This window comes from Photobacterium sanguinicancri, assembly GCF_002265265.1.
GTDB lineage: Bacteria > Pseudomonadota > Gammaproteobacteria > Enterobacterales > Vibrionaceae > Photobacterium > Photobacterium sanguinicancri.
The window spans coordinates 1-20,710 of sequence record NZ_NOIF01000081.1 but is presented as its reverse complement, the minus strand read 5'-3'; the positions used below and the strand labels follow the sequence as shown (position 1 = coordinate 20,710).

The 20,710-nt window shown below is 42.1% G+C and carries 21 protein-coding genes; 13 read left to right on the top strand and 8 right to left on the bottom strand.

Annotated elements, in window-relative coordinates; translation table 11 throughout:
* Positions 1–36: 36 nt before the first annotated feature.
* Entirely contained in the window at positions 37–480 is a 444-nt protein-coding gene (locus ASV53_RS13325) for a hypothetical protein (RefSeq protein ID WP_094957423.1), read from the bottom strand.
* A 277-nt stretch (positions 481–757) separates the two neighbouring features.
* Here ASV53_RS13325 and ccoN point away from each other — a divergent pair, with 277 nt between their 5' ends.
* From ccoN to uspE, 10 genes are all read left to right on the top strand, one after another.
* Complete coding sequence (gene ccoN / locus ASV53_RS13320; RefSeq protein WP_094957422.1) at positions 758–2,185, top strand: cytochrome-c oxidase, cbb3-type subunit I; 1,428 nt, start codon at positions 758–760, stop codon at positions 2,183–2,185.
* Between the two features lie 12 nt (positions 2,186–2,197).
* Positions 2,198–2,806 carry a cytochrome-c oxidase, cbb3-type subunit II gene (ccoO, locus tag ASV53_RS13315; RefSeq protein WP_062690676.1) on the top strand — a complete coding sequence of 203 codons (609 nt, stop codon included), beginning with the start codon at positions 2,198–2,200 and terminating at the stop codon, positions 2,804–2,806.
* Between the two features lie 10 nt (positions 2,807–2,816).
* Positions 2,817–2,990: a cbb3-type cytochrome oxidase subunit 3 gene (locus tag ASV53_RS13310; protein ID WP_048898373.1), complete on the top strand. Its 174-nt coding sequence runs from the start codon at positions 2,817–2,819 to the stop codon at positions 2,988–2,990.
* A gap of 5 nt (positions 2,991–2,995) precedes the next feature.
* Entirely contained in the window at positions 2,996–3,976 is a 981-nt protein-coding gene (gene ccoP / locus ASV53_RS13305) for a cytochrome-c oxidase, cbb3-type subunit III (protein ID WP_094957421.1), read from the top strand.
* A 120-nt stretch (positions 3,977–4,096) separates the two neighbouring features.
* Positions 4,097–4,588, top strand: coding sequence for a FixH family protein (locus ASV53_RS13300; RefSeq protein ID WP_062690675.1), 492 nt, complete (start codon positions 4,097–4,099; stop codon positions 4,586–4,588).
* On the top strand, positions 4,585–6,969 hold the full coding sequence (locus ASV53_RS13295) for a heavy metal translocating P-type ATPase (RefSeq protein WP_094957420.1): 2,385 nt from the start codon (positions 4,585–4,587) through the stop codon (positions 6,967–6,969). The genes ASV53_RS13300 and ASV53_RS13295 overlap by 4 nt, the downstream gene beginning before the upstream one ends.
* 1 nt (position 6,970) lies before the next feature.
* Complete coding sequence (gene ccoS, locus ASV53_RS13290) at positions 6,971–7,171, top strand: cbb3-type cytochrome oxidase assembly protein CcoS (protein ID WP_062690673.1); 201 nt, start codon at positions 6,971–6,973, stop codon at positions 7,169–7,171.
* Positions 7,172–7,174: 3 nt separating this feature from the next.
* Positions 7,175–7,852 carry a sulfite exporter TauE/SafE family protein gene (locus ASV53_RS13285; RefSeq protein WP_094957419.1) on the top strand — a complete coding sequence of 226 codons (678 nt, stop codon included), beginning with the start codon at positions 7,175–7,177 and terminating at the stop codon, positions 7,850–7,852.
* 73 nt (positions 7,853–7,925) lie between these two features.
* The gene (gene fnr, locus ASV53_RS13280; protein WP_062690671.1) at positions 7,926–8,681 is read left to right on the top strand and encodes a fumarate/nitrate reduction transcriptional regulator Fnr; all 756 of its coding nucleotides are present in this window, start codon (positions 7,926–7,928) and stop codon (positions 8,679–8,681) included.
* Positions 8,682–8,890: 209 nt separating this feature from the next.
* Entirely contained in the window at positions 8,891–9,835 is a 945-nt protein-coding gene (uspE, locus tag ASV53_RS13275; protein WP_094957418.1) for a universal stress protein UspE, read from the top strand.
* Between the two features lie 80 nt (positions 9,836–9,915).
* On the opposite strand, the gene ASV53_RS13270 is transcribed toward uspE, so the two are convergent.
* From ASV53_RS13270 to ASV53_RS13260, 3 genes are all read right to left on the bottom strand, one after another.
* A complete protein-coding gene (locus tag ASV53_RS13270) occupies positions 9,916–10,275 on the bottom strand; it encodes a hypothetical protein (protein ID WP_094957417.1) in 360 nt (119 codons plus the stop codon).
* Between the two features lie 258 nt (positions 10,276–10,533).
* Complete coding sequence (gene ttcA, locus ASV53_RS13265; protein ID WP_094957416.1) at positions 10,534–11,427, bottom strand: tRNA 2-thiocytidine(32) synthetase TtcA; 894 nt, start codon at positions 11,425–11,427, stop codon at positions 10,534–10,536.
* A gap of 158 nt (positions 11,428–11,585) precedes the next feature.
* Positions 11,586–12,776: a D-alanyl-D-alanine carboxypeptidase family protein gene (locus tag ASV53_RS13260; RefSeq protein ID WP_062690668.1), complete on the bottom strand. Its 1,191-nt coding sequence runs from the start codon at positions 12,774–12,776 to the stop codon at positions 11,586–11,588.
* 383 nt (positions 12,777–13,159) lie between these two features.
* On the opposite strand from ASV53_RS13260, the gene ASV53_RS13255 reads away from it, so the two are divergent.
* Positions 13,160–14,641, top strand: coding sequence for a carboxypeptidase M32 (locus ASV53_RS13255; protein ID WP_094957415.1), 1,482 nt, complete (start codon positions 13,160–13,162; stop codon positions 14,639–14,641).
* Between the two features lie 45 nt (positions 14,642–14,686).
* Here ASV53_RS13255 and ASV53_RS13250 read toward each other — a convergent pair whose 3' ends face one another.
* Entirely contained in the window at positions 14,687–15,037 is a 351-nt protein-coding gene (locus ASV53_RS13250; RefSeq protein ID WP_094957414.1) for a DoxX family protein, read from the bottom strand.
* 111 nt (positions 15,038–15,148) lie between these two features.
* Between ASV53_RS13250 and ASV53_RS13245 the strand changes: the two genes are divergently transcribed.
* Positions 15,149–16,042 (top strand): LysR family transcriptional regulator, encoded by an 894-nt coding sequence (locus tag ASV53_RS13245; RefSeq protein ID WP_094957413.1) that lies wholly within the window; start codon positions 15,149–15,151, stop codon positions 16,040–16,042.
* Between the two features lie 120 nt (positions 16,043–16,162).
* Here ASV53_RS13245 and ASV53_RS13240 read toward each other — a convergent pair whose 3' ends face one another.
* The 3 genes from ASV53_RS13240 to ASV53_RS13230 form a co-directional block, all read right to left on the bottom strand.
* Entirely contained in the window at positions 16,163–17,788 is a 1,626-nt protein-coding gene (locus ASV53_RS13240) for an NAD(P)/FAD-dependent oxidoreductase (RefSeq protein WP_094957412.1), read from the bottom strand.
* A gap of 242 nt (positions 17,789–18,030) precedes the next feature.
* Positions 18,031–19,131, bottom strand: a complete 1,101-nt coding sequence (locus ASV53_RS13235; protein WP_094957411.1) for a Fic family protein — start codon at positions 19,129–19,131, stop codon at positions 18,031–18,033.
* Positions 19,132–19,304: 173 nt separating this feature from the next.
* Positions 19,305–20,078: a TerC family protein gene (locus ASV53_RS13230; RefSeq protein ID WP_094957410.1), complete on the bottom strand. Its 774-nt coding sequence runs from the start codon at positions 20,076–20,078 to the stop codon at positions 19,305–19,307.
* Positions 20,079–20,368: 290 nt separating this feature from the next.
* Between ASV53_RS13230 and ASV53_RS13225 the strand changes: the two genes are divergently transcribed.
* Positions 20,369–20,668 (top strand): hypothetical protein, encoded by a 300-nt coding sequence (locus ASV53_RS13225; RefSeq protein WP_390960812.1) that lies wholly within the window; start codon positions 20,369–20,371, stop codon positions 20,666–20,668.
* The last annotated feature ends 42 nt before the right edge of the window (positions 20,669–20,710 follow it).

The window sequence follows — 20,710 nt, the reverse complement described above, 5'->3', positions numbered from 1 at the left end:
TGTTATCTAAACCAAAAATTACTATTTGATTGTTAATTATTTTTCAACACTGAATAGTGCATTTATTTCTTTTTGGTCTTCTTTTATTTTTATAGCCCAATCCATTTTATCGTGCATGCACGCTGGCACCATAAATTCACCCTGCCAACCACTATCGTTTTTTGTAAATATCACCGGCACAGATCCCATATACATACTGACACCTTCCACGATTGCTGTAGGTTTAACATTTGTGTTATCAATTTGTATGATAATGGCTGTATCAGCTTTTAACGCATCTGAAACAAATGAAATCGCAATATTTTCGTCTGAGCTTTCAACCAAGCATCCAGTTGTTGATAAATGACATGTTAAAACTGTCTCGTTTTCTTGCTGGGTTTGGTTGTAGGTTATTGTTCTCCATACAAATGCTGTAATTAACACCACCATCAAGATGATTATTTGAGCAAGCCTGCCTTTAGTGAGTTTTTGTGCCGCCATATATTTGTACATCCCGTGTTACAGAGTTCAAAGTTTTCACATAAATGTTGCTTAACCGTAAACATAGTGTGGGCATCACACTGTTAATCATCTGTTATCTAACGTATTATGCGCAATGAAAATGCCACTTTTACAAAAAAATAGCAATTTGATTGTTAAGTTGTTCAAAAAAACAATATGACGTTAATTTAGCTACTGGGTGGTATTGCGACAACTTGTTGTTCGCACAAGGAAAGTAAAGAGTGTAGTTGAACAATAAATAGTGGAAGCATGCAACATGAGCCAAGTAAAGCAGCTTGAACAAAACTACAACTATACAGTCGTTCGTCAATTCACCTTAGTAACTATTCTTTGGGGTATTGTCGGTATGGGTGTTGGTGTATTAATTGCCGCCCAGCTAGTATGGCCGGCGCTAAATTTCGACCTACCTTGGTTGACATACAGCCGTTTGCGACCATTGCATACTAATGCAGTGATTTTCGCATTTGGTACTAGTGCGTTATTTGCTACGTCTTATTACGTAGTGCAACGTACCTGTCAAGCAAGACTATTTGGTGGGAAATTAGCGGCGTTCACCTTCTGGGGTTGGCAAGCTATTATCCTGTCTGCGGCAATTTCATTGCCGATGGGCTGGACATCCGGTAAAGAATACGCAGAACTGGAATGGCCGATTGATATCGCGATTGCAGTTGTTTGGGTAGCCTATGCCATTGTCTTTTTCGGTACTATGATAAAACGTAAAACGTCACATATTTATGTGGCTAATTGGTTTTTCGGTGCCTTCATTCTCACGGTAGCGGTTCTACACATTGTTAATAGCCTTGCAGTACCTGTTTCCATGACTAAGTCTTACTCGGCTTATTCAGGTGCAGTCGATGCAATGGTTCAATGGTGGTATGGCCACAATGCGGTAGGTTTCCTACTGACAGCCGGTTTCCTAGGTATGATGTATTACTTCGTCCCTAAGCAAGCTGGTCGTCCGGTTTACTCGTACCGTCTATCTATCGTTCACTTCTGGGCATTAGTATCACTTTACATTTGGGCTGGCCCGCACCATCTTCATTACACAGCACTACCTGATTGGACTCAATCGTTAGGTATGGTGATGTCTTTGGTTCTATTTGCTCCTTCTTGGGGTGGTATGATCAACGGTATCATGACGCTGTCAGGTGCATGGCATAAACTACGTTACGACCCTATCCTACGTTTCCTTGTTGTTTCATTGTCTTTCTACGGTATGTCTACCTTCGAAGGCCCAATGATGGCAATTAAAACGGTTAACGCCTTATCGCACTACACGGACTGGACTATCGGTCACGTACACTCTGGTGCTTTAGGTTGGGTTGCAATGGTTTCTATTGGCGCCCTATACCACCTCATTCCAAAACTGTTCGGTCAAGAACGCATGTACTCAATCAAATTGATCAACGTGCATTTCTGGCTTGCAACTATCGGTACGGTACTTTACATCGTAGCTATGTGGATATCTGGTGTGATGCAAGGACTAATGTGGCGCGCAGTTAACACCGACGGTACATTGACTTACAGCTTCGTTGAGTCGCTACAAGCGTCTTACCCATTCTACTTCGTTCGCTTCATTGGCGGCTTGATCTTCTTGTCTGGTATGTTCTTGCTTGCGTACAACGCATACAAAACAATCTCAGCACCGAAAGAAAGCCTGAAAGCCATTGAGCAACCAGCATAAGGAGTTCGACAGATGAGCAATCGTCATGAAATTGTAGAAAAAAATGTCGGCCTCTTAGCCATTCTTATCGTCATTGCGATTAGTTTTGGTGCGCTAGTAGAAATTACGCCGTTGTTATATCAAGACCAAACCACAGAGCCTGTTGAAAACCTACGCCCTTATACAGCGTTAGAGATGGAAGGCCGTGACATTTACATCCGTGAAGGTTGTAACGTCTGTCATAGCCAAATGATTCGTCCATTCCGTTCTGAAACAGAGCGTTACGGTCATTACTCCGTTGCAGGTGAAAGTGTTTGGGAACACCCATTCTTATGGGGTTCAAAACGTACAGGGCCTGATTTAGCACGTGTAGGTGGTCGTTATTCTGATGACTGGCACCGTGTTCACCTTCGTGACCCTCGTGCTGTAGTTCCTGAGTCAAACATGCCTGGCTTCCCTTGGTTAGAAGAGAACGTACTGGACGGTAAGTTAACTTCTAAGAAACTTGCAATCTTTAAAGATAACTTTGGTGTGCCATACACTGATGAGCAAGTTGCGAATGCAAGTGAAGCAGTTAAAGGCAAGACTGAAATGGATGCACTTGTTGCTTACCTTCAGTCTCTTGGTCACGCGATGAAATAAGGAGCGTTCTATGGATATTGGAACTGTTCACAGTATTTGGACCGTCATTTTGTTTTCTAGCTTTATCGGCATTGTCGTATGGGCTTTCAGTAAACGTCAGAAAGCCCGTTTTGATGAAGCGGCAAATCTAGTGTTTGCTGATGAAGAGAAAGACGTGGCAACGCGCGATAAAGACAGGAGCTAGGAAGCATGACGACGTTTTGGAGTCTATGGATTAGTATCATCACTATCGCGACCTTTGTTGGTATTGCTGCCCTGCTTTATTGGTGTAGCCGAGACAAAATGGGTGTCGAAGAAGGTGAAGATATGGGGCACGAATACGATGGTATTCGTGAAATAAATAACCCACTGCCCAAGTGGTGGTCCTATATGTTTTGGGGCACACTGGTTTTTGGCGCAGTTTACTTAGTGCTATATCCTGGCCTAGGTAACTTTAAAGGCGTACTAGGTTGGACAAGTTCTGATCAGACTGTACGTTCAATGGCAGAGTCTCAAGCTTCTATGGAGCGTTCTCGTCAAGAGAAAACACTGGATCAATATGCAAAAGAGTTAAGCGACGCACAAGCTCGTTTTGGTGAAACATTCAAAGCACTGGCATATGACAGTACAGGTAATACTCTACTGCCAATTACGCAAATTGCTAAAAACGATGAAGCAATTAAAGTCGGTCAACGTTTGTTCATTCAAAACTGTGCACAGTGCCATGGCTCTGATGCACGTGGCCAAGCGGGCTACCCTAACCTAACGGATGACGCTTGGTTATACGGTGGTGAGGCTGAAACAATCAAAACAACTATTATGGATGGTCGTATTGGTGTGATGCCAGCGTGGGTTGATTCTCTGGGTAAAGATGGCGTTAAGGAAATTACAAGTTACGTACTTTCAATGTCGGGCCGTAAAGTGAATGCTCAAGATGCCGCAGCAGGTAAACAACGCTTTGTTGTCTGTGCTGCTTGTCACGGCACTGATGGCAAAGGTAACCCTGCATTTGGTGCACCAGACCTAACGGATAACACTTGGCTATACGGTGGTTCTCGACGTGCTGTTGAAGCAACGATCACACATGGCCGCCAAGGTGTAATGCCTGCATGGAAAGATGTACTTGGCGAAGAAAAAGTACAGCTTATCTCTGCTTACGTATGGAGCCTAAGCGAGTCAAATAGCAAATAATTTCCGCTATTCATCATCAGTTACAGTTAATCATAACGTTAACATTTTTAACTGAGACATAACCTATAGCCCCTGATACTCTCAGGGGCTCTTTCCAAGAAGTCTTCGAAGGTAATCAGCATGCAAAAACCATGGTATAAGCAGTTTTGGCCTTGGTTCCTTATGGCAATTCCTGCGACATCAATTATCTATAGCCTCAGCATTGTTTATGTATTTTCACAAAACCAAGTTGATCTTGTTGCTGAAGATTATTACAAAAAAGGTAAAGCAATTAATCTTGACCTATCACGATTAAAAGTAGCCGATGCGCTTAAATTAAAAGCAAGCCTGCAAGTGGTCGATGACCAAATTACAGTTAATTTCGATAAAGGTGAACTAACGCAATTTCCTAACTTGCGTGTCACTTTCACCCACCGTACTCTTGCAAACAGAGACTTTACTCAAATGGTTAGTGCCGATCTAAAAGGCAGTTACCACTTCAACACATCAGCGCCAGTTCAAGGCCCTTGGTTCGTTGAGGTTGAACCATTTGAAGGCGACTGGATGTTGCAAGGCCCTGTAGCACTTCCAACATCCGACCCGATTTCGTTGTACGGGCAGATCAAGGAATGACAAAAGATTGTTACCACTGTGGTGACCCTGTTTTAACGGGTCACCAATTCCAAGTTGAAATCCTGGGCGAAACACGCGACATGTGTTGCCCTGGTTGTGAGGCCGTCGCTCAAACTATTGTTGAAAGCGGCCTCACATCTTATTATGAATACCGCACCGCCCCAGCTGAAAAAGCTGACCTTGTCCCACAACAGCTTCAATCACTCCTTTTATATGATCACGAAGAAGTGCAGCAAGAGTTTGTGCGTAATAACGAAAACAGCAAAGAAGTGACATTGTCACTTGAGGGCGTATCTTGCGCTGCTTGTGCTTGGTTGATTGAAAAGCAACTCATGCGAGAAGTCGGTATTATTTCTATACGCGTTAATACTACAACTCATCGCGCTTTACTTGCGTGGGATCCTGAACAAACTAAGCTCAGTCACCTTCTCTCTTGTATTCATAAATTGGGCTACAAAGCTGCGCCATTTGAGGCCGATGCCCAAGAACAGCACTACCATGAAACCATGAAGCAATACCTCTATAAACTTGGCATTGCTGGTATTGCGACCATGCAGGTGATGATGCTGGCAGTGGCACTGTATTTTGAAGTGTTTGGTGATTTAGACACAGAGTTTAGAAATTATCTTCGCTGGGTAAGTTTGATTTTTGCAACTCCTGTCCTCTTATACTCTGCTCTACCTTTCTACTTAAACGCATGGCGAAACTTACGGGCATTGACACTTGGAATGGATGTCCCCGTCTCTATCGCCTTGTTATTCGCGTATGTCGCAAGTATTTACGCGACAGTGACAGAAACAGGAGAAGTCTTTTTTGAATCGATCTCCATGTTTACTTTCTTCTTATTGCTTGGGCGGTTCCTTGAAATGCGCGCTCGTCGTCAAGCTGCGGCAGCCAGTGCTAACTTGCTAAAGCTTGTGCCTGCAATGGCAACATTAGAAGACGGTAGCCAAATCGCGGCCAAAACATTAAAAGTGAACGACATAGTGTCTGTTCTTCCTGGGGAAAGCTTACCCGCAGACGGTATTGTACTTTCTGGGGAAACCCACATCGATGAATCTATGCTGACTGGCGAACCCATGCCAGTTCCTCGTAATAAAGATGAACTCGTTTATGCGGGAACCATTAATGGTGATGGCAACATTAAAATTCGTGTAACGCAGGATCGTCAGAATTCATTAATCTCGAACATTGTCCGCTTACAAGATGAAGCACAAATGTCGAAACCAAAAGTTGCTGTATTAGCCGACGTAGTCGCACGATACTTTGTGGCAATTATTTTGATCGTGGCTGCAGGTACTTGGTATTACTGGCATCAACAAAAACCGGATGACGCTCTATGGATCACCCTTGCGGTCTTAGTTGCTACGTGCCCATGCGCCCTATCACTTGCCACGCCGACCGCATTAACATGCTCAACATCTAGCCTTGGTCGATTAGGCATTCTACTACGTCGCGGCCATGTGCTGGAAACCCTATGTAAAGTTAACCAACTTGTTATTGATAAAACAGGCACGCTAACAGAAGGTAATGTTCGTCTTGTTGATACGCGTTTGTTCAGCGATGTACCAGAGCACGATGCGTTAGCGATAGCCGCAGAACTTGAGCGTTTTGCTAATCACCCAATAGCGAATGCGTTTAAGCCCTATCGGAATAAACACACCTTGTTTAACAATGTAGAAAATACAATTGGGCAAGGTTTGCAAGGTGACATAGATCAGTGCACTTGGCGTATCGGTCAACTTAGTTTTGTGCTTCAAGATAACCCTAATGCTAAACAGCTTACTAAAAAAATGGAAAATCAATTTCAAGTATGGCTATCGCGAGATACAGAGCTAGTCGCCGCATTTAAACTAGAAGACCCAATTCGAGAAGACAGTGCAGAGCTAATTGAACAATTTCACCGTGCTGGTATAAAAGTTACCATGCTTACAGGTGATAACTCGGTTAGTGCACAGGTTGTTGCCGATAAACTTGGTATCGACAAATTGGTTTCTGGTGTAACACCGGAAGGGAAACTTGATTACCTTCGTTGCCTTGATAAAAATGACGTTGCACTCATGATTGGCGATGGCGTGAACGACGCCCCTGTTCTGGCTGGAGCTCACCTTTCAGTCGCAATGGGCGGTGGTACTGATATCGCAAAATCATCAGCAGATATGGTGCTATTAGGCGATCAGCTGACTCGCATTCTTAATGCACGTAAATTGGCTTTGAAAACCAAAAAAATCATCCGTGAAAATTTAGCATGGGCACTAGGTTATAATTTAATTATTCTGCCATTAGCGGTCGCAGGGTTTGTTGCACCTTATATAGCAGTAGTGGGAATGTCGGCGAGTTCGATCATTGTTGTATCAAATTCTTTAAGGTTATTAAAATAAAATGGCTAGTCTTTACATTTTGATCCCTATTGCCATTGTATTGGTTTGCATTGCTGTTGGTGTCTTTTTATGGGCAGTTAAGTCGGAGCAATTTGAAGATCTTGAACGACAAGGCTTCGATATCTTGTTTGATGAGAGTGAAACAAAAGCAAAATCGACGTCAGATTCAAACTCAGAATCAGCACCTAAAAAGCCAGAGTAAGCTATGAGTATTGATTTTTATGCTGCGTTTGTCATTGGCCTAATGGGCGCTGGGCATTGCTTAGGAATGTGTGGTGGCGTTGCCGCGGCACTCACCATGGGAATGCCTAATCAACAGAAAAATAATAGGTGGCATTATTTATTAATGTACAACCTCGGCCGCCTACTCTCTTATACTATCGCTGGCGGTATCATTGGTGGCGCTTTTGCTGGTGTAGCAACATTGAGCGGCTCTTCTTACGCTTTGATTTCATTGCGTTTATTTGCTTCTGTCATGATGATAATACTCGCGCTTTACTTAGGGCAATGGTGGCAAGGTCTTGTAAAAATAGAAAAAGTTGGTCATATTCTTTGGAAGCGTATTGCCCCTAAAGCCAATACCTTTTTACCATTAAAATCACCGATGGCCGCATTACCTTTTGGGGTACTATGGGGATGGTTACCTTGCGGGCTGGTTTACTCGACATTAAGCTGGGCGGCAGTATCCGGAAGCTTGGTTAGCGGCAGCCTGGTAATGCTTGCTTTTGGCTTAGGGACACTTCCTGCCATGCTCGTTGTGGGAGGGTTAGCCTCTCAACTAAAACAGCTACTCAGTAATTTATATTTCAAGCGTGCAAATGCTTTGTTGTTATTGGGTTATGGTATACATACTGGTTACATAGCAATCAATCAAATAATGTAGGTTTTTAATACTCGTCATATTGCTTCATAATATGTTAAAATATTGACCTACATCAAATTGGTTAGACAGGCTTATGATTTCAGACAAACTTACAACCAAACGTATCCAGTCAGGCGGGTGTGCAATCCACTGTCAGGATTGTAGTATTAGTCAGTTGTGTATCCCATTCACTTTGAATGAGTCTGAATTAGATCAGCTCGATCAAATTATCGAGCGAAAAAAACCAATCCAGAAAGGCCAAGAGCTTTTCAAAGCGGGCGATGAATTAAAATCGCTTTATGCTATTCGCTCCGGCACGATAAAAAGCTACACCATCACCGAACAGGGTGATGAGCAAATTACAGCTTTCCATCTTGCTGGTGACTTGGTTGGTTTTGACGCGATCAATGAAATGCTACACCCGAGCTTTGCTCAATCACTCGAAACATCTATGGTTTGTGAGATTCCTTTTGAAATCTTAGATGACCTTTCGGGTAAAATGCCAAAACTTCGTCAACAAATCATGCGCTTGATGAGTAACGAGATTAAAGGCGACCAAGAAATGATTCTACTGCTTTCTAAAAAGAATGCAGAAGAACGTTTAGCAGCATTCTTATACAATTTATCACTACGTTTCTCTCAGCGTGGCTTCTCACCTCGAGAATTCCGCCTAACTATGACACGCGGTGATATTGGTAACTACCTAGGTTTAACGGTTGAAACTATCAGTCGTCTATTAGGTCGCTTCCAAAAATCAGAAATGCTGAGTGTTAAAGGTAAGTACATTACGATTCTTGATCATGAAGAACTGGCACGATTAGCAGGTGTGAGCAAAAGCAACAGTCTGTAATAATCTATTCTTCAATGAAAACAAAAAGTGATACGTTTTTGATGCGTATCACTTTTTTTATATTTGCCCTCCGTATTTATCCCCTTTTTCCCCCACTTGCGTTACAGTTAGTTATACCTGTTTGAAATCTATATTAGGTATCTGTACTTTTTTCAGGTTAATGCAGTTGCCAACACAGTCGTGATGACAGTTTGTGTAAGGGGGCAGTTATGACACAGTACAAGAATATTTTGGTTGTTGCCGATCCGGCGCAAGACAATCAACCCGCACTTTCGCGAGCCGCGCACCTTGCTCAAGGTTCACCAGAAACTAAAATTACACTGTTTCTCGCGATCTACGATTTTTCTTATGAAATGACCTCAATGCTCTCGTCTGACGAACGGCAGGCTATGCGCAAAGGTGTGGTTCAACAACGAGAAGAATGGTTAAAAGATATTATTCGTCCTTTTACTGAAGACGGATTAAGTATCGAACTCTTAGTCGTTTGGCATAACCGCCCTTATGAAGCCGTGATTGCTGAAGTGTTTAGCAACCACCATGACATCGTGATTAAAGCCACGCATGAACATGACAAACTCGGTTCCGTTATCTTCACTCCAACAGATTGGCACTTACTACGAAAATGTCCATGCCCTGTTTTAATGGTGAAAGAACACAATTGGCCTGAGAATAGCGGCAAGATCATTGCGAGTGTAAATTTAGCCGCAGACAGTGAGACTCACGAAGCATTAAATGATTGCATCATTAACGAAGCAAAACGCTTTGCAAATACGCTTAATGCCGAAGTCATTATTGTTAATGCTTACCCATCAACACCAGTGAATATTACCATTGAGTTACCAGAGTTTGATCCAGCATCTTACACCGATGCTGTCCGTGGGCACCACCTAACCTCTATGAAAGCGTTACGCCAAAAACATGGTATATCTGAAGAGCAAACTTGCGTAGTGGAAGGTCTACCAGAAGATGTTATTCCACAAGTGGCCGAAGAGCTTGATGCCGAAATGGTCATTCTTGGCACAACAGGCCGAACTGGCTTATCTGCCATCTTTATTGGTAATACCGCAGAGCATACAATCGACAGCCTAAACTGTGATTTATTAGCGCTAAAACCAGAAGGCTATATCAGCCCGTTAGCACCAAATATCGATTAGTAGTTAGCTTGAAATAGCGTATTTTTAGATACAAAAACGGAACCTTGATAGGTTCCGTTTTCACTTAAGCCTTACACGCTTTATTTAGCAACAGGTTGAACAGGCTGTACCGCGTTAGCATTTTCTTTCTTTGTTTCAGAGCTAATACCCGCCAAGGCTTTCACTGCCGTTGTAATAAAGAGTTCTTGGTTTTTTTCTTTACAGTATTTAATGCTTAAACCGCGTCGGCTCCACTCACTCGCAATAGCAAAACGAGTATGGACAGAATCACGACCATGCACATATGTATCGCAAAGCTCTTGATTAGACATTTGCTGTGGTGAAGAATATACCGTGCTGCTTCGTAAGCCTAACTGCTGCGTCTGCTGTGATGAGCATCCAACAAGCCCAAAGCTAAGTAAACCCGCTAATACGAATGTTCCCTTTTTTACCAAAGTCATAAATCCCTGCTTGCTTAAACGATGACTAATTGTGGCAGCTACGTTGAGGCTACCAAATAGATTAACTGCAAGTTTACAGTAAATAACTATAAAAGTTAGCGGTTTAGTTCGATGTTTTTGGAGCAGGCTCTAGGGGGAAAGAAAGGCTGATGTAGAATGAGGCACGTGTAAATAAGCGCAGATAGGGAAATTCTTTATCTCGTGAACAAAAGGGCAACCGTAGTCGCCCTTTCTAATCATGCAGAATAATTGTTGTGATTAAACGTTAGTCACATCAATAAACATAGACTCATCAATGTTCGTTGATGATACTTCAGCTTCAGTGAAAGCATACTCTGCACGTTCACCTTCACGATCTAGCGGCAAGTTAACAAAATCAAATAGATTCTTATCTGCTAGTTGGCTTGGGCTAATGTTCTGAATTGATTTGAAAATACTATCAACACGGCCTGGTGTTTTCTTATCCCAATCAATCAACATTGCTTTAATATTCTGCCGCTGAAGGTTTTCTTGAGAACCACATAGGTTACATGGAATGATCGGGAACGCTTTATGTTCAGCGTATTTGATCAGATCCTTTTCACGGCAGTAAGTCAGTGGACGAATAACCACGTTACGACCATCATCTGAACGAAGTTTAGGTGGCATCGCCTTTAAACGAGAACCGTGGAACATGTTCAAGAACATAGTCTCAACGATATCATCAAGGTGGTGACCAAGTGCAATCTTCGTTGCCCCAATTTTCTCAGCAAACGAGTAAAGCGTACCGCGGCGTAGGCGCGAACATAGACCACATGTTGTCTTGCCTTCTTCGATTTTCTCTTTAACCACTGAATACGTATCTTTATCTACGATGTAGTAAGGAATATTCAGGCTTTTGAAGTATTCTGGCAAAATATGATCAGGGAAACCCGGTTGCTTTTGATCAAGATTAACAGCAACAACATCAAAATGAATCGGCGCTGCTTTTTTCAAGTTCAAAAGGATATCGAGCATCGCAAATGAATCTTTACCGCCACTGATACATGCCATCACAACATCATTTTCTTCAATCATGTTGTAATCGATAATTGCATTCCCAACATTTCTCCTTAAACGCTTTTGGAGTTTGTTGAATTCAAGTGTCTCTTTTCTATTATCATTCTGATTCATTGCGACTTCTCACACTGTCGAAGATATCGACTGTAGATTTCCTAGATGGATTCTTTGTAGGGCGTGGATTATACGGATTTTTCTGCGATGTTGAAACATCTGTATAGCGGGATCTAAAAAAGCTGCTTAATGCAGCTTTTTTAGTGTGTTTTGAGAGGCTATTTGAACAAGCTTAAAAAGAAGCGTTTGATGTAATCAACAATTTGGCTAAAGATGCCACCTTCTTCTACAGTTTCAAGAGCAACAAGCGGTGCTTCACCGACACTATTGTCGTTCACTTGATAAATCACCTTACCGACAACAGTACCTTTACGAACAGGAGCAACAAGCTCATCATCTAATTCGACATGGGCTTTTAGCCATTTAACCTCATTGCGTGACGCGGTAACAAAAGTGTCCTCGCCTACCCCAAGTTTAATTTCGTCTTTGTCACCCATCCATATTTTTTCATTAAGAATGGACTCGCCTTGCTTGTGTGGTGACACCGTATCAAAGAAACGGAAACCATAGTTCAGTAGCTGTTTGCTTTCTGCTTCACGGCTTTTTGAACTGCTTGCTCCCATCACGACCGAGATTAAGCGCATATCATCTTGAGTGGCAGAGCTCGCCAAACTAAAACCAGCCCCACTGGTGTAACCTGTTTTCATCCCATCTACATTCAAGCTTCTATCACCCAGTAGACCATTACGGTTACGCTGCGTAATGTTGTTATAGTTGAAAGAACGCTCACTATAAAGAGAGTAAATGTCAGGTAAATCGTGAATTAATGCCTGACCTAATAACGCAATATCATAAGGTGTGCTGTACAGGTTATCAGCATCTAATCCATGTGGGTTGGAGAATGAAGAGTTGGTCATTTCTAATTTTTTTGCCCATGAGTTCATTAAACTCACAAAAGCCCCTTCCGACCCTGCAACATGCTCTGCAATGGCAACACTGGCATCGTTACCTGATTGCACTATCAAACCACGATATAAGTCCATCATGTTGACTTCAGTGCCAACCTCAATAAACATTTTTGATGAATCTGGGAAATTACGTGCCCATGCGTTACGGCTGATCACCACTAAATCGTCAGCATTAATATTACCTTGCTGCATCTCTTTACCAGCTACAAAACTGGTCATCAGCTTCGTTAAGCTGGCAGGGTTAAGTTTTTCATGAGCATTTTTTTCTACCAAGATTTTTCCTGTGTGGTAATCAATAAGCACATAGCCTTTTGAACCCAGTACTGGTGCATCAGGAATTACTGTTGGTGCCGCTGTTGCGTTAAGAGAAAAAGATAAAAGCATCGCTGCTGTCAGCGAACAAGCAGGCAGCGAGGATAAAACGCGTGGAATGGTATTCATCGTGCTACGTATTCCGTATAACCAAAAGATACATCCAGTATATATAAGCATTTCACGAATACATGCTTCTCTCATCAACAATTACGATTGAGGTTAAATTCTGACAATTTTTCACGATAATTTACATTACAAAGAGTGAGTTCTTGGCCATTTTGTTACACTAGCGACTCTTAATTACTGCTATAAAGCGTGATATTGCGATTAATCGTAAACACGTTACTATGCTAAAAGTGATTTTTAGTATCATCACGTTAAACCAATAGTTATTCATTTACGAAAAGCCTAAATAAAATCGATGCAAAAACATAAAGGCTATAGATTGAAACAAGTGGATACCCACATTAAAGTTCGCCATTCAACAGGCAAGATTACAGGGAAAGAATATGTCTAATTATCAACAGCTCGAAAAACACTTCAAGAAATTGTCTCGCTTTAATCACTTAGGTGCAATTTGTGGTTGGGATCAGGCCTCAATGATGCCTGAAGGTGGTAACGATGCTCGCTCAGCAGCAATGGCTGAACTGGCCGTTTATACCCACCAATTATTAACAGACCCAAAGCTACAAGCTCTCTTTACACAAGCTGAATCTGAAAGTCTTTCAACAGAGCAACAAGCCAGCCTACGTGAAATGAAAAACCGCTGGCAGCAAGCCACAGTACTGCCAGAAGATCTAGTTGAAGCACAGTCTAAAGCAGGATCTGTCTGTGAGCATGCTTGGCGGAATCAGCGTAAAGACAATAACTGGGCTGATTTCCAAACGAATCTTGAAAAAGTAGTTGAACTGTCTCGTCAAGAAGCTCAGATCCGCTCTGAAGCTACTGGTTTAAGTCGCTATAACGCGCTAGTTGATTTGTACGAACCTGGCATGACTACAGATAAGCTTGATGTTATTTTTGCTGATGTGAAATCTTGGCTTCCTGACCTCATTCAACAAATTCAGAAGAAACAACAATCGGAAAGTGTGCTAACGCCTCAAGGCCCTTTTGCTATTGATAAGCAAAAAGAACTGAGCGTTGAAATGATGAAGCTACTCGGCTTTGATTTTAATCATGGCCGCCTTGACGTCAGTATCCACCCTTTCTGCGGTGGTGTACCTACCGACGTTCGTATGACGACGCGTTACGACGAAGTAGATTTCACCTCCGCATTAATGGGGGTTATCCACGAAACAGGCCACGCACGTTACGAGCAAGGTCTGCCAAAAGAATGGGCTGAATTACCTGCGGGTGAAGCGCGTTCAATGGGGATTCATGAATCACAAAGTTTGTTGTTTGAAATGCAGTTATCACGCAGCTTAGAGTTTATTAATTTGTTAGCACCAACGGCACAAGCATTGTTCAACCGTGAAGACGACCCAGCGTTTACGGCAGAAAACATCACTCTGTTTAATACACGAGTTAAACCTGCTTTTATTCGTGTCGACGCCGATGAAGTCACCTATCCTGCTCATATTATTCTTCGCTATGAAATCGAGCGAGATTTAATCGAAGGCAAGATTGAAGTGGCAGATATTCCATCACTCTGGAATCAGAAAATGACAGAGTACTTAGGTGTGAATACGGAAGGTAATTACACCGATGGCTGCATGCAAGATATTCACTGGACCGATGGCAGCTTTGGGTACTTTCCAAGTTATACATTAGGTGCAATGTACGCCGCGCAGTTCATGGCTACCATGCGTAAAGAAATGGATGTAGAACAGCTCATTAGTGACAATAACCTTACACCTATCTTTACTTGGCTTGAAGCAAACATCTGGTCAAAAGCATCCACACTCACAACCGATGAACTTGTAATTCGAGCAACAGGTGAATCGCTGAATCCGAGTTATTTTAAAGAACATTTAATAAGCCGCTATCTATAAAATCTAATAAGAGCAGCTATTGCTGCTCTTATTCCTATTTCACATCTATAAAACACTCACAGCCACAGACAATACCAAGGTTACCATTGCTGGTATCCCATCTTGCCAGCGATCAAAGCGAAAATGGAAGAATAGCGCCCCGACCGAGGTTGCTCCTAATAAAGCCGCACCACTCCATAACACCAATGGGTTTTCTATTACGAATAATGAGCTAATAAGTAGAATCACGCCCGCTAACTCAATTAAACCAACCACAAACATGGCTGCTCTATTGAGGCCATACTTATGGAAAAAAGCGAGCTGTGTTTCAAAAATTATTTTCTGCCAGCCAAGTAATTTTACGGAACTCGCAAATGCAAAAAAAACGATTAACAGCAGCACTAAGACATCTTTCATTGTTTCATTCTCCTCGTTGAATGAGGCTATTTAAACATTCCAAAAGAGATGGATGAATGCTATTTTTGACATAGTTAACATTCCAAAGTGGAATGATTTAGATGGTGTTGTATGGACAAATATGAATGCATAGCGCTATTTGCTCGAACGGCTCAACTGGGGAGTTTTACTGCGGCGGCAGATGAACAAAATCTAACTCAAAGTGCGGTGAGCAAAAAGATAGCTTGGTTAGAAAATAGTATTGGGTTTACCTTGTTTTATCGTAGCAGCAGGAAAATATCGCTAACACCACAAGGCGCTGAGTATCTGATCTATTGCATTAAATTACTTGATGAAATGACGCATACTGAATCACGCTTGAAAGGTGAACTCACTCAAGTCAGTGGTGAACTCAAACTCTCGGTTCCCAGCGCTGCCGCAACAATATTACTGGCAGAACCTATTAGTCAGTTTATGACCATGCACCCTAACCTTGTCGTCAATGTATCGGTAAATGATCGACAGGTAGATTTAATCGAAAGCAGTGTAGATATTGCGATTCGTGCGTCGTACCTAGAAGACTCCGGCTATAAGGCGCGTTTGTTGTTTACCAATGAAGCGGTTTGTTTTGCTTCGCCGCAGTATTTAGCAAATAAGCCCACGCTAAAGACAATTAACGATCTTAAAGAACATCAATGCTTAACCTATTCTTTTAGCTCCCCGTCTAACATATGGGTATTTAAAAATACAGACGGTACTTTTTCTAAAGTCGCAGTTAGAGAAAGCTTTAAAAGTGACAGTGCTGAGTTATTGCTTGAAATGGCATTACTAGGGCATGGTGTCGCGCTATTACCCCGTTGGATGGTTGAGCAGTATCTCAGTAACGCTCAGTTAACCTTAGTATTAACAGAATACGAGCCAATGAAACTTCCCATGTATGCCGTATTCAAAGCGAACGACTATCAACCTCAAAGGATAACGTCTTTCGTTAGTTTTCTTGCTAATTACTTTCAGGAACGTTTTTGACGTATGCCTCTTCGAGTTAGCTGTTTCAGTCACTGGAAACCAAAACGTAAAAAAGCCGCTAAAATTAGCGGCTCTTTTGATATTGCAGCGATACACGTCTAGCGAGATTAATCGTTGACGTTAGCTGTGATTTTTTAGCATATCAAGCGCAACCGCTTCAGCGATTTTGATGCCATCAATACCTGCAGACAAAATACCGCCCGCGTAACCTGCACCTTCACCACCTGGGTATAAGCCTAGTGTGTTAATGCTTTGGAAATCAGCGCCACGTTTAATTTGAACCGGTGATGATGTACGAGTTTCAACACCCGTTAGCATTGCATCTTTACTATCAAAACCGCGGATCTTCTTAGCAAACGCAGGAAGTGCTTCACGAATCGCATCGATAGCAAAATCAGGTAATGCATCACTTAGATCTGTCATTTTAACATTCGGTTTGTAAGATGGCTCAACCGCTTCAAAAGGCTTACCTTTACCAGCAGCTAAGAAATCCCCAACCATTTGTGCTGGCGCGTCGTAGTTGCTTCCACCCATAACATAAGCATTACGTTCTAGCTTACGCTGAAGCTCAACACCTTGTAGCGGATCGTTATTAAAATCTTCAGGAGAAATACCAACAACAATCGCACTGTTCGCATTACGTTCGCTACGAGAGTATTGGCTCATACCATTGGTAACAACCGCATGCTCTTCCGACGTCGCGGCAACCACAACACCACCAGGGCACATACAGAAACTATATACAGAGCGACCGTTTTTGCAGTGATGCACAAGTTTGTAATCTGCAGCACCTAAAATTGGGTGACCCGCATTTTTACCAAAACGCGCTTGGTCAATCATCTCTTGTTTGTGTTCAACTCGGAAACCAATAGAGAAAGACTGTGCTTCCAAATGTACGCCTTTATCATGCAGCATTTGGAAAGTATCACGCGCACTATGGCCGATTGCAGCAACAACATGTTTACTGTTGATCACTTCGCCACCGTTAAGCGTTACACCTACAACCTGACGTTCGCCATTTACTTCTTCGATGTTGATTTCTTCAACACGCGTTTCGAAACGAATCTCGCCGCCAAGTTCAATGATCTTAGAGCGAATTTTCTCAACCATGGTTACTAATTTGTAAGTACCAATGTGCGGTTTGCTAACGTAAATAATTTCAGAAGGCGCGCCCGCAAGAACAAACTCTTGTTTAACTTTAAGACCAAGGAAACCTGGATCTTTTACTTGGCTATAGAGTTTGCCGTCAGAAAACGTACCCGCACCACCTTCACCAAATTGAACATTCGATTCAGTATTTAATTCACTGGTACGCCAAAAACGGAATGTATCTTTAGCGCGTTCATGTACTGATTTACCGCGTTCTAACAGAATTGGTTTAAAACCCATTTGAGCTAGAATTAGTGCTACAAATATGCCACAAGGGCCCATGCCGATCACAATCGGACGCTCCGTTAAATCACTCGGAGCACTGGCAACATATTTGTATTCAGTGTCTGGTGATTGGCGCACGTTTGGATCGTTGTCAAAGTTTGCTAGCAGTAACTCTTCATCAACATTTTTTAGCGTAATATCTAAAGTGTAAATTAAGGAGATTTGACTTTTCTTGCGTGCGTCATAACCACGTTTAAATACATGGATATCAACCAGTTGCTGTTCAGATATTGACAGTGCTTTTAAAACATAATCTTGTAATGCGTTTTCAGCGTGATCCAGCGGTAATTTCACTTGGTTGAGACGTATCATAATTTACCTGATATATGGACGAAAAAAATGAGCGCGTAGTTTACGTGATCTATCTAAAAAATGTAATAAACATTATTTGACGAATTAACCACATAGTGTTGTTCATGCTCTGCATGACATCAACGATTATCCCCTATCCGGCCTATAAAGTAGCGTACGCCTCATAGTTAGGCTATTTATTAAGCACTCAAGCAACTCATAAGCGACCAAACTGTATTTACTGTGACGTTATCTGATGTGGCTTAAAAGTTAACGATATACCGTGTACTTCGACCGCCAGCATCTGTTTTCTGTAAACAACCCAGTTTAACTAACGCTGCAAGGTGACGAGTTGCAGTCGGACGGCTGACTTTAGCTACTTTGGTATACTGACTGGCATTAACGCCAATATCAAAATCGCCATCTAGCATTCGGTTCATGACCTTCATTTGCTCGGTAGTTAATTGCGTTTGATCTATGCGTCGCCAAAAATTTGTTTTTGCGACTGTTTGTTCTATCTCTGCCAGTACATCACAGAAAGTTTGATTCAAGGTTTCTAAGAACCAAGTTAACCAGTCTGTAATATCTAAATCACCCTTTTGGGTAAGCTCTAATATCTCATAATAAGATTTGCGCCTAGCCAGTATACTGACAGACATAGCGTAAAAACGTACTGACTGTTGTTCTGCTTGTGCCAGTGCAAGGTCGGTTAACAATCGCGTGATACGGCCATTACCATCGTCCATTGGGTGAATGGTAACAAACCAAAGGTGGGTGATCGCTGCTCGGATTAACGGGTCTAAAGTGACATTGTCACGTGACTGATTAAACCAAGTAATGAATTGTTCAAGTTCTTGTTCTAGCTGATGACGCTCTGGTGCTTCAAAATGAATCACAGGCCTATCGATACGACCAGAGACAACCTGCATGGGCGCATCACCGCGTAGCTTGCCCCCTTCGACTGGGTTAAACATGGTATAGCCTTCAGGGAACAATAAGCGATGCCAATCTAAGATCCGCTCTAGCGTTAATGCGGAATCAAGATTATTGACCGCATCGAGCATTATCTCCGCAAGACCATCACTTTGCTCAGACGTTGGGTAAGGCTTGTCTTCTGTCACGCCCAATTTATTGGCCAATGATGAACGAACAGAAAACGCATTTAATTTCTCACCTTCAATGGCACTCGAATGAATGATGTTCGCCAATAGCGTATCAAGCATGGCTTGTTGTTCATCTTCGCCTTTAGCTGACACCTTCCCCAGCAAAACCCCTTGGTTGAATCGGACATCGCGTAATAGCAAAGCTAACTGAGGCTCACGCCAAGTAAAGTTTGGCCATTGTTCTTGCTGCCATATCCACATACTTTCACCTCGATGATGCAATTAAACCCAACATTCAACTTACATTATGATTCAAATCTTCACCGCATTCAAATCAAAATATGATTCAAATAATAATGTATTTGAATCATTACCTGGAAATACAAAAAAGGCAGAACATAAGTTCTGCCTTTCGGAAACAACCAGGCTGGTTATTAACGCACTGCGTGAGTCTTAATAGCCCAACCCGCTTGCTGTGGATACAAACGGTTAATCAATGTTTTGCGTTTTCTTTTCAGTAAGATATGGCAACCTTCCATAATCAAACCAAAGGCCATCGCAAAATATACATACCCTTTGTTTACATGAATAGCAAAGCCTTCAGCCATTAACAAACCACCAAGCAATACCAAGAATAATAATGCTAATGTTTTAAACCCAGGGTAACGGGTCACACAGTCGTTAATTTTCTCTGCACATAACACCATGACAACTGCAGACGCTAAGATCGCGGCGATCATCAAAGGTACTTCATCTGTCATACCTACAGCGGTAATCACTGAATCCATCGAGAACACGGCGTCAACTGCGACTATCTGCAATAAGACTAATGCGATACCAGCGCGAACAGTGCTTGCTGTGTGGCTCTCATCTTGTGTTAACCACATCCACAACTCTTTTAAGCTTTTCGCTAGCAAGAATGCGCCACCTAAAATCATGATCAAGTCGCGACCAGTAAAGGCGCTATTCATCACAGTAAATAATGGTGCGGTCAGTGACATAACCCAACTGATAGAGAACACTAAACCTATGCGCGCAAAAACGGCTAAAGCGATACCGAGGTTTCGCGCCAATTTACGCTGGTACACAGGCAAACGTTCACATAAAACAGAGATAAACACTACATTATCAACGCCTAATACTACCTCTAGGGCAAATAGAGTCGCTAATATGATCAGTGATTCAGGTTGAAGGAAAAGTTCTAGCATGTTGCGTACTCCAAGAAGGTGGAGTAACTAAGGGGTGAGCGACTCGAGGGGTCGTCCATATATGTATTTAACCTTTTGTTAGAATGAGGCTGTATTTATCCATTTACTGATAAATTCAGCAATCTGATAAGTGTAACTATTTGTAACCACTTAAATGCATAGCGACACACTACTAGCAACCTCTCGCTTTCACCAACTTCAAATTTTTTTGTAATCTGTTAAGTGCGTTTCATATTACACTGAGAAAGTTATCTATAATCATAAGGTAATATGCATTCTTTCAAGGGATTATCATGCCATACAAAGCACACGATTTAGATTATAAAGGTGAAAGCAGCGGCGTTCACAACTGGATGACTCAAGATGGCCACAGTTACTACTGGCACCCTGAGTGGCTACACATTGCTGAAGATCAAACGGGTTTACATGCCAAAGAACAGCTAGATGTTAACGCTGGTGAACATGGCACAAAAACGCAGGCTGTTACTGCTATTTTAAAACACCTAAACGATTGGGTTGTTGATAGCTTAGGTAAGCACCAAGAAATTGAAGATTTAGCGAAGATATCTGAAAACGAGCTAAAGAAATAATAAAAAAAGAGAGCTTTCAAAGCTCTCTTTTTTCTATGTGTA

What these genes read in the sequence shown, in the direction of transcription:
- ASV53_RS13325 (WP_094957423.1), bottom strand. Translation starts at nt 480, where the DNA reads ATGGCGGCACAAAAACTCACTAAAGGCAGGCTTGCTCAAATAATCATC.
- ccoN (WP_094957422.1), top strand. Translation starts at nt 758, where the DNA reads ATGAGCCAAGTAAAGCAGCTTGAACAAAACTACAACTATACAGTCGTT.
- ccoO (WP_062690676.1), top strand. Translation starts at nt 2,198, where the DNA reads ATGAGCAATCGTCATGAAATTGTAGAAAAAAATGTCGGCCTCTTAGCC.
- ASV53_RS13310 (WP_048898373.1), top strand. Translation starts at nt 2,817, where the DNA reads ATGGATATTGGAACTGTTCACAGTATTTGGACCGTCATTTTGTTTTCT.
- ccoP (WP_094957421.1), top strand. Translation starts at nt 2,996, where the DNA reads ATGACGACGTTTTGGAGTCTATGGATTAGTATCATCACTATCGCGACC.
- ASV53_RS13300 (WP_062690675.1), top strand. Translation starts at nt 4,097, where the DNA reads ATGCAAAAACCATGGTATAAGCAGTTTTGGCCTTGGTTCCTTATGGCA.
- ASV53_RS13295 (WP_094957420.1), top strand. Translation starts at nt 4,585, where the DNA reads ATGACAAAAGATTGTTACCACTGTGGTGACCCTGTTTTAACGGGTCAC.
- ccoS (WP_062690673.1), top strand. Translation starts at nt 6,971, where the DNA reads ATGGCTAGTCTTTACATTTTGATCCCTATTGCCATTGTATTGGTTTGC.
- ASV53_RS13285 (WP_094957419.1), top strand. Translation starts at nt 7,175, where the DNA reads ATGAGTATTGATTTTTATGCTGCGTTTGTCATTGGCCTAATGGGCGCT.
- fnr (WP_062690671.1), top strand. Translation starts at nt 7,926, where the DNA reads ATGATTTCAGACAAACTTACAACCAAACGTATCCAGTCAGGCGGGTGT.
- uspE (WP_094957418.1), top strand. Translation starts at nt 8,891, where the DNA reads ATGACACAGTACAAGAATATTTTGGTTGTTGCCGATCCGGCGCAAGAC.
- ASV53_RS13270 (WP_094957417.1), bottom strand. Translation starts at nt 10,275, where the DNA reads ATGACTTTGGTAAAAAAGGGAACATTCGTATTAGCGGGTTTACTTAGC.
- ttcA (WP_094957416.1), bottom strand. Translation starts at nt 11,427, where the DNA reads ATGAATCAGAATGATAATAGAAAAGAGACACTTGAATTCAACAAACTC.
- ASV53_RS13260 (WP_062690668.1), bottom strand. Translation starts at nt 12,776, where the DNA reads ATGAATACCATTCCACGCGTTTTATCCTCGCTGCCTGCTTGTTCGCTG.
- ASV53_RS13255 (WP_094957415.1), top strand. Translation starts at nt 13,160, where the DNA reads ATGTCTAATTATCAACAGCTCGAAAAACACTTCAAGAAATTGTCTCGC.
- ASV53_RS13250 (WP_094957414.1), bottom strand. Translation starts at nt 15,037, where the DNA reads ATGAAAGATGTCTTAGTGCTGCTGTTAATCGTTTTTTTTGCATTTGCG.
- ASV53_RS13245 (WP_094957413.1), top strand. Translation starts at nt 15,149, where the DNA reads ATGGACAAATATGAATGCATAGCGCTATTTGCTCGAACGGCTCAACTG.
- ASV53_RS13240 (WP_094957412.1), bottom strand. Translation starts at nt 17,788, where the DNA reads ATGATACGTCTCAACCAAGTGAAATTACCGCTGGATCACGCTGAAAAC.
- ASV53_RS13235 (WP_094957411.1), bottom strand. Translation starts at nt 19,131, where the DNA reads ATGTGGATATGGCAGCAAGAACAATGGCCAAACTTTACTTGGCGTGAG.
- ASV53_RS13230 (WP_094957410.1), bottom strand. Translation starts at nt 20,078, where the DNA reads ATGCTAGAACTTTTCCTTCAACCTGAATCACTGATCATATTAGCGACT.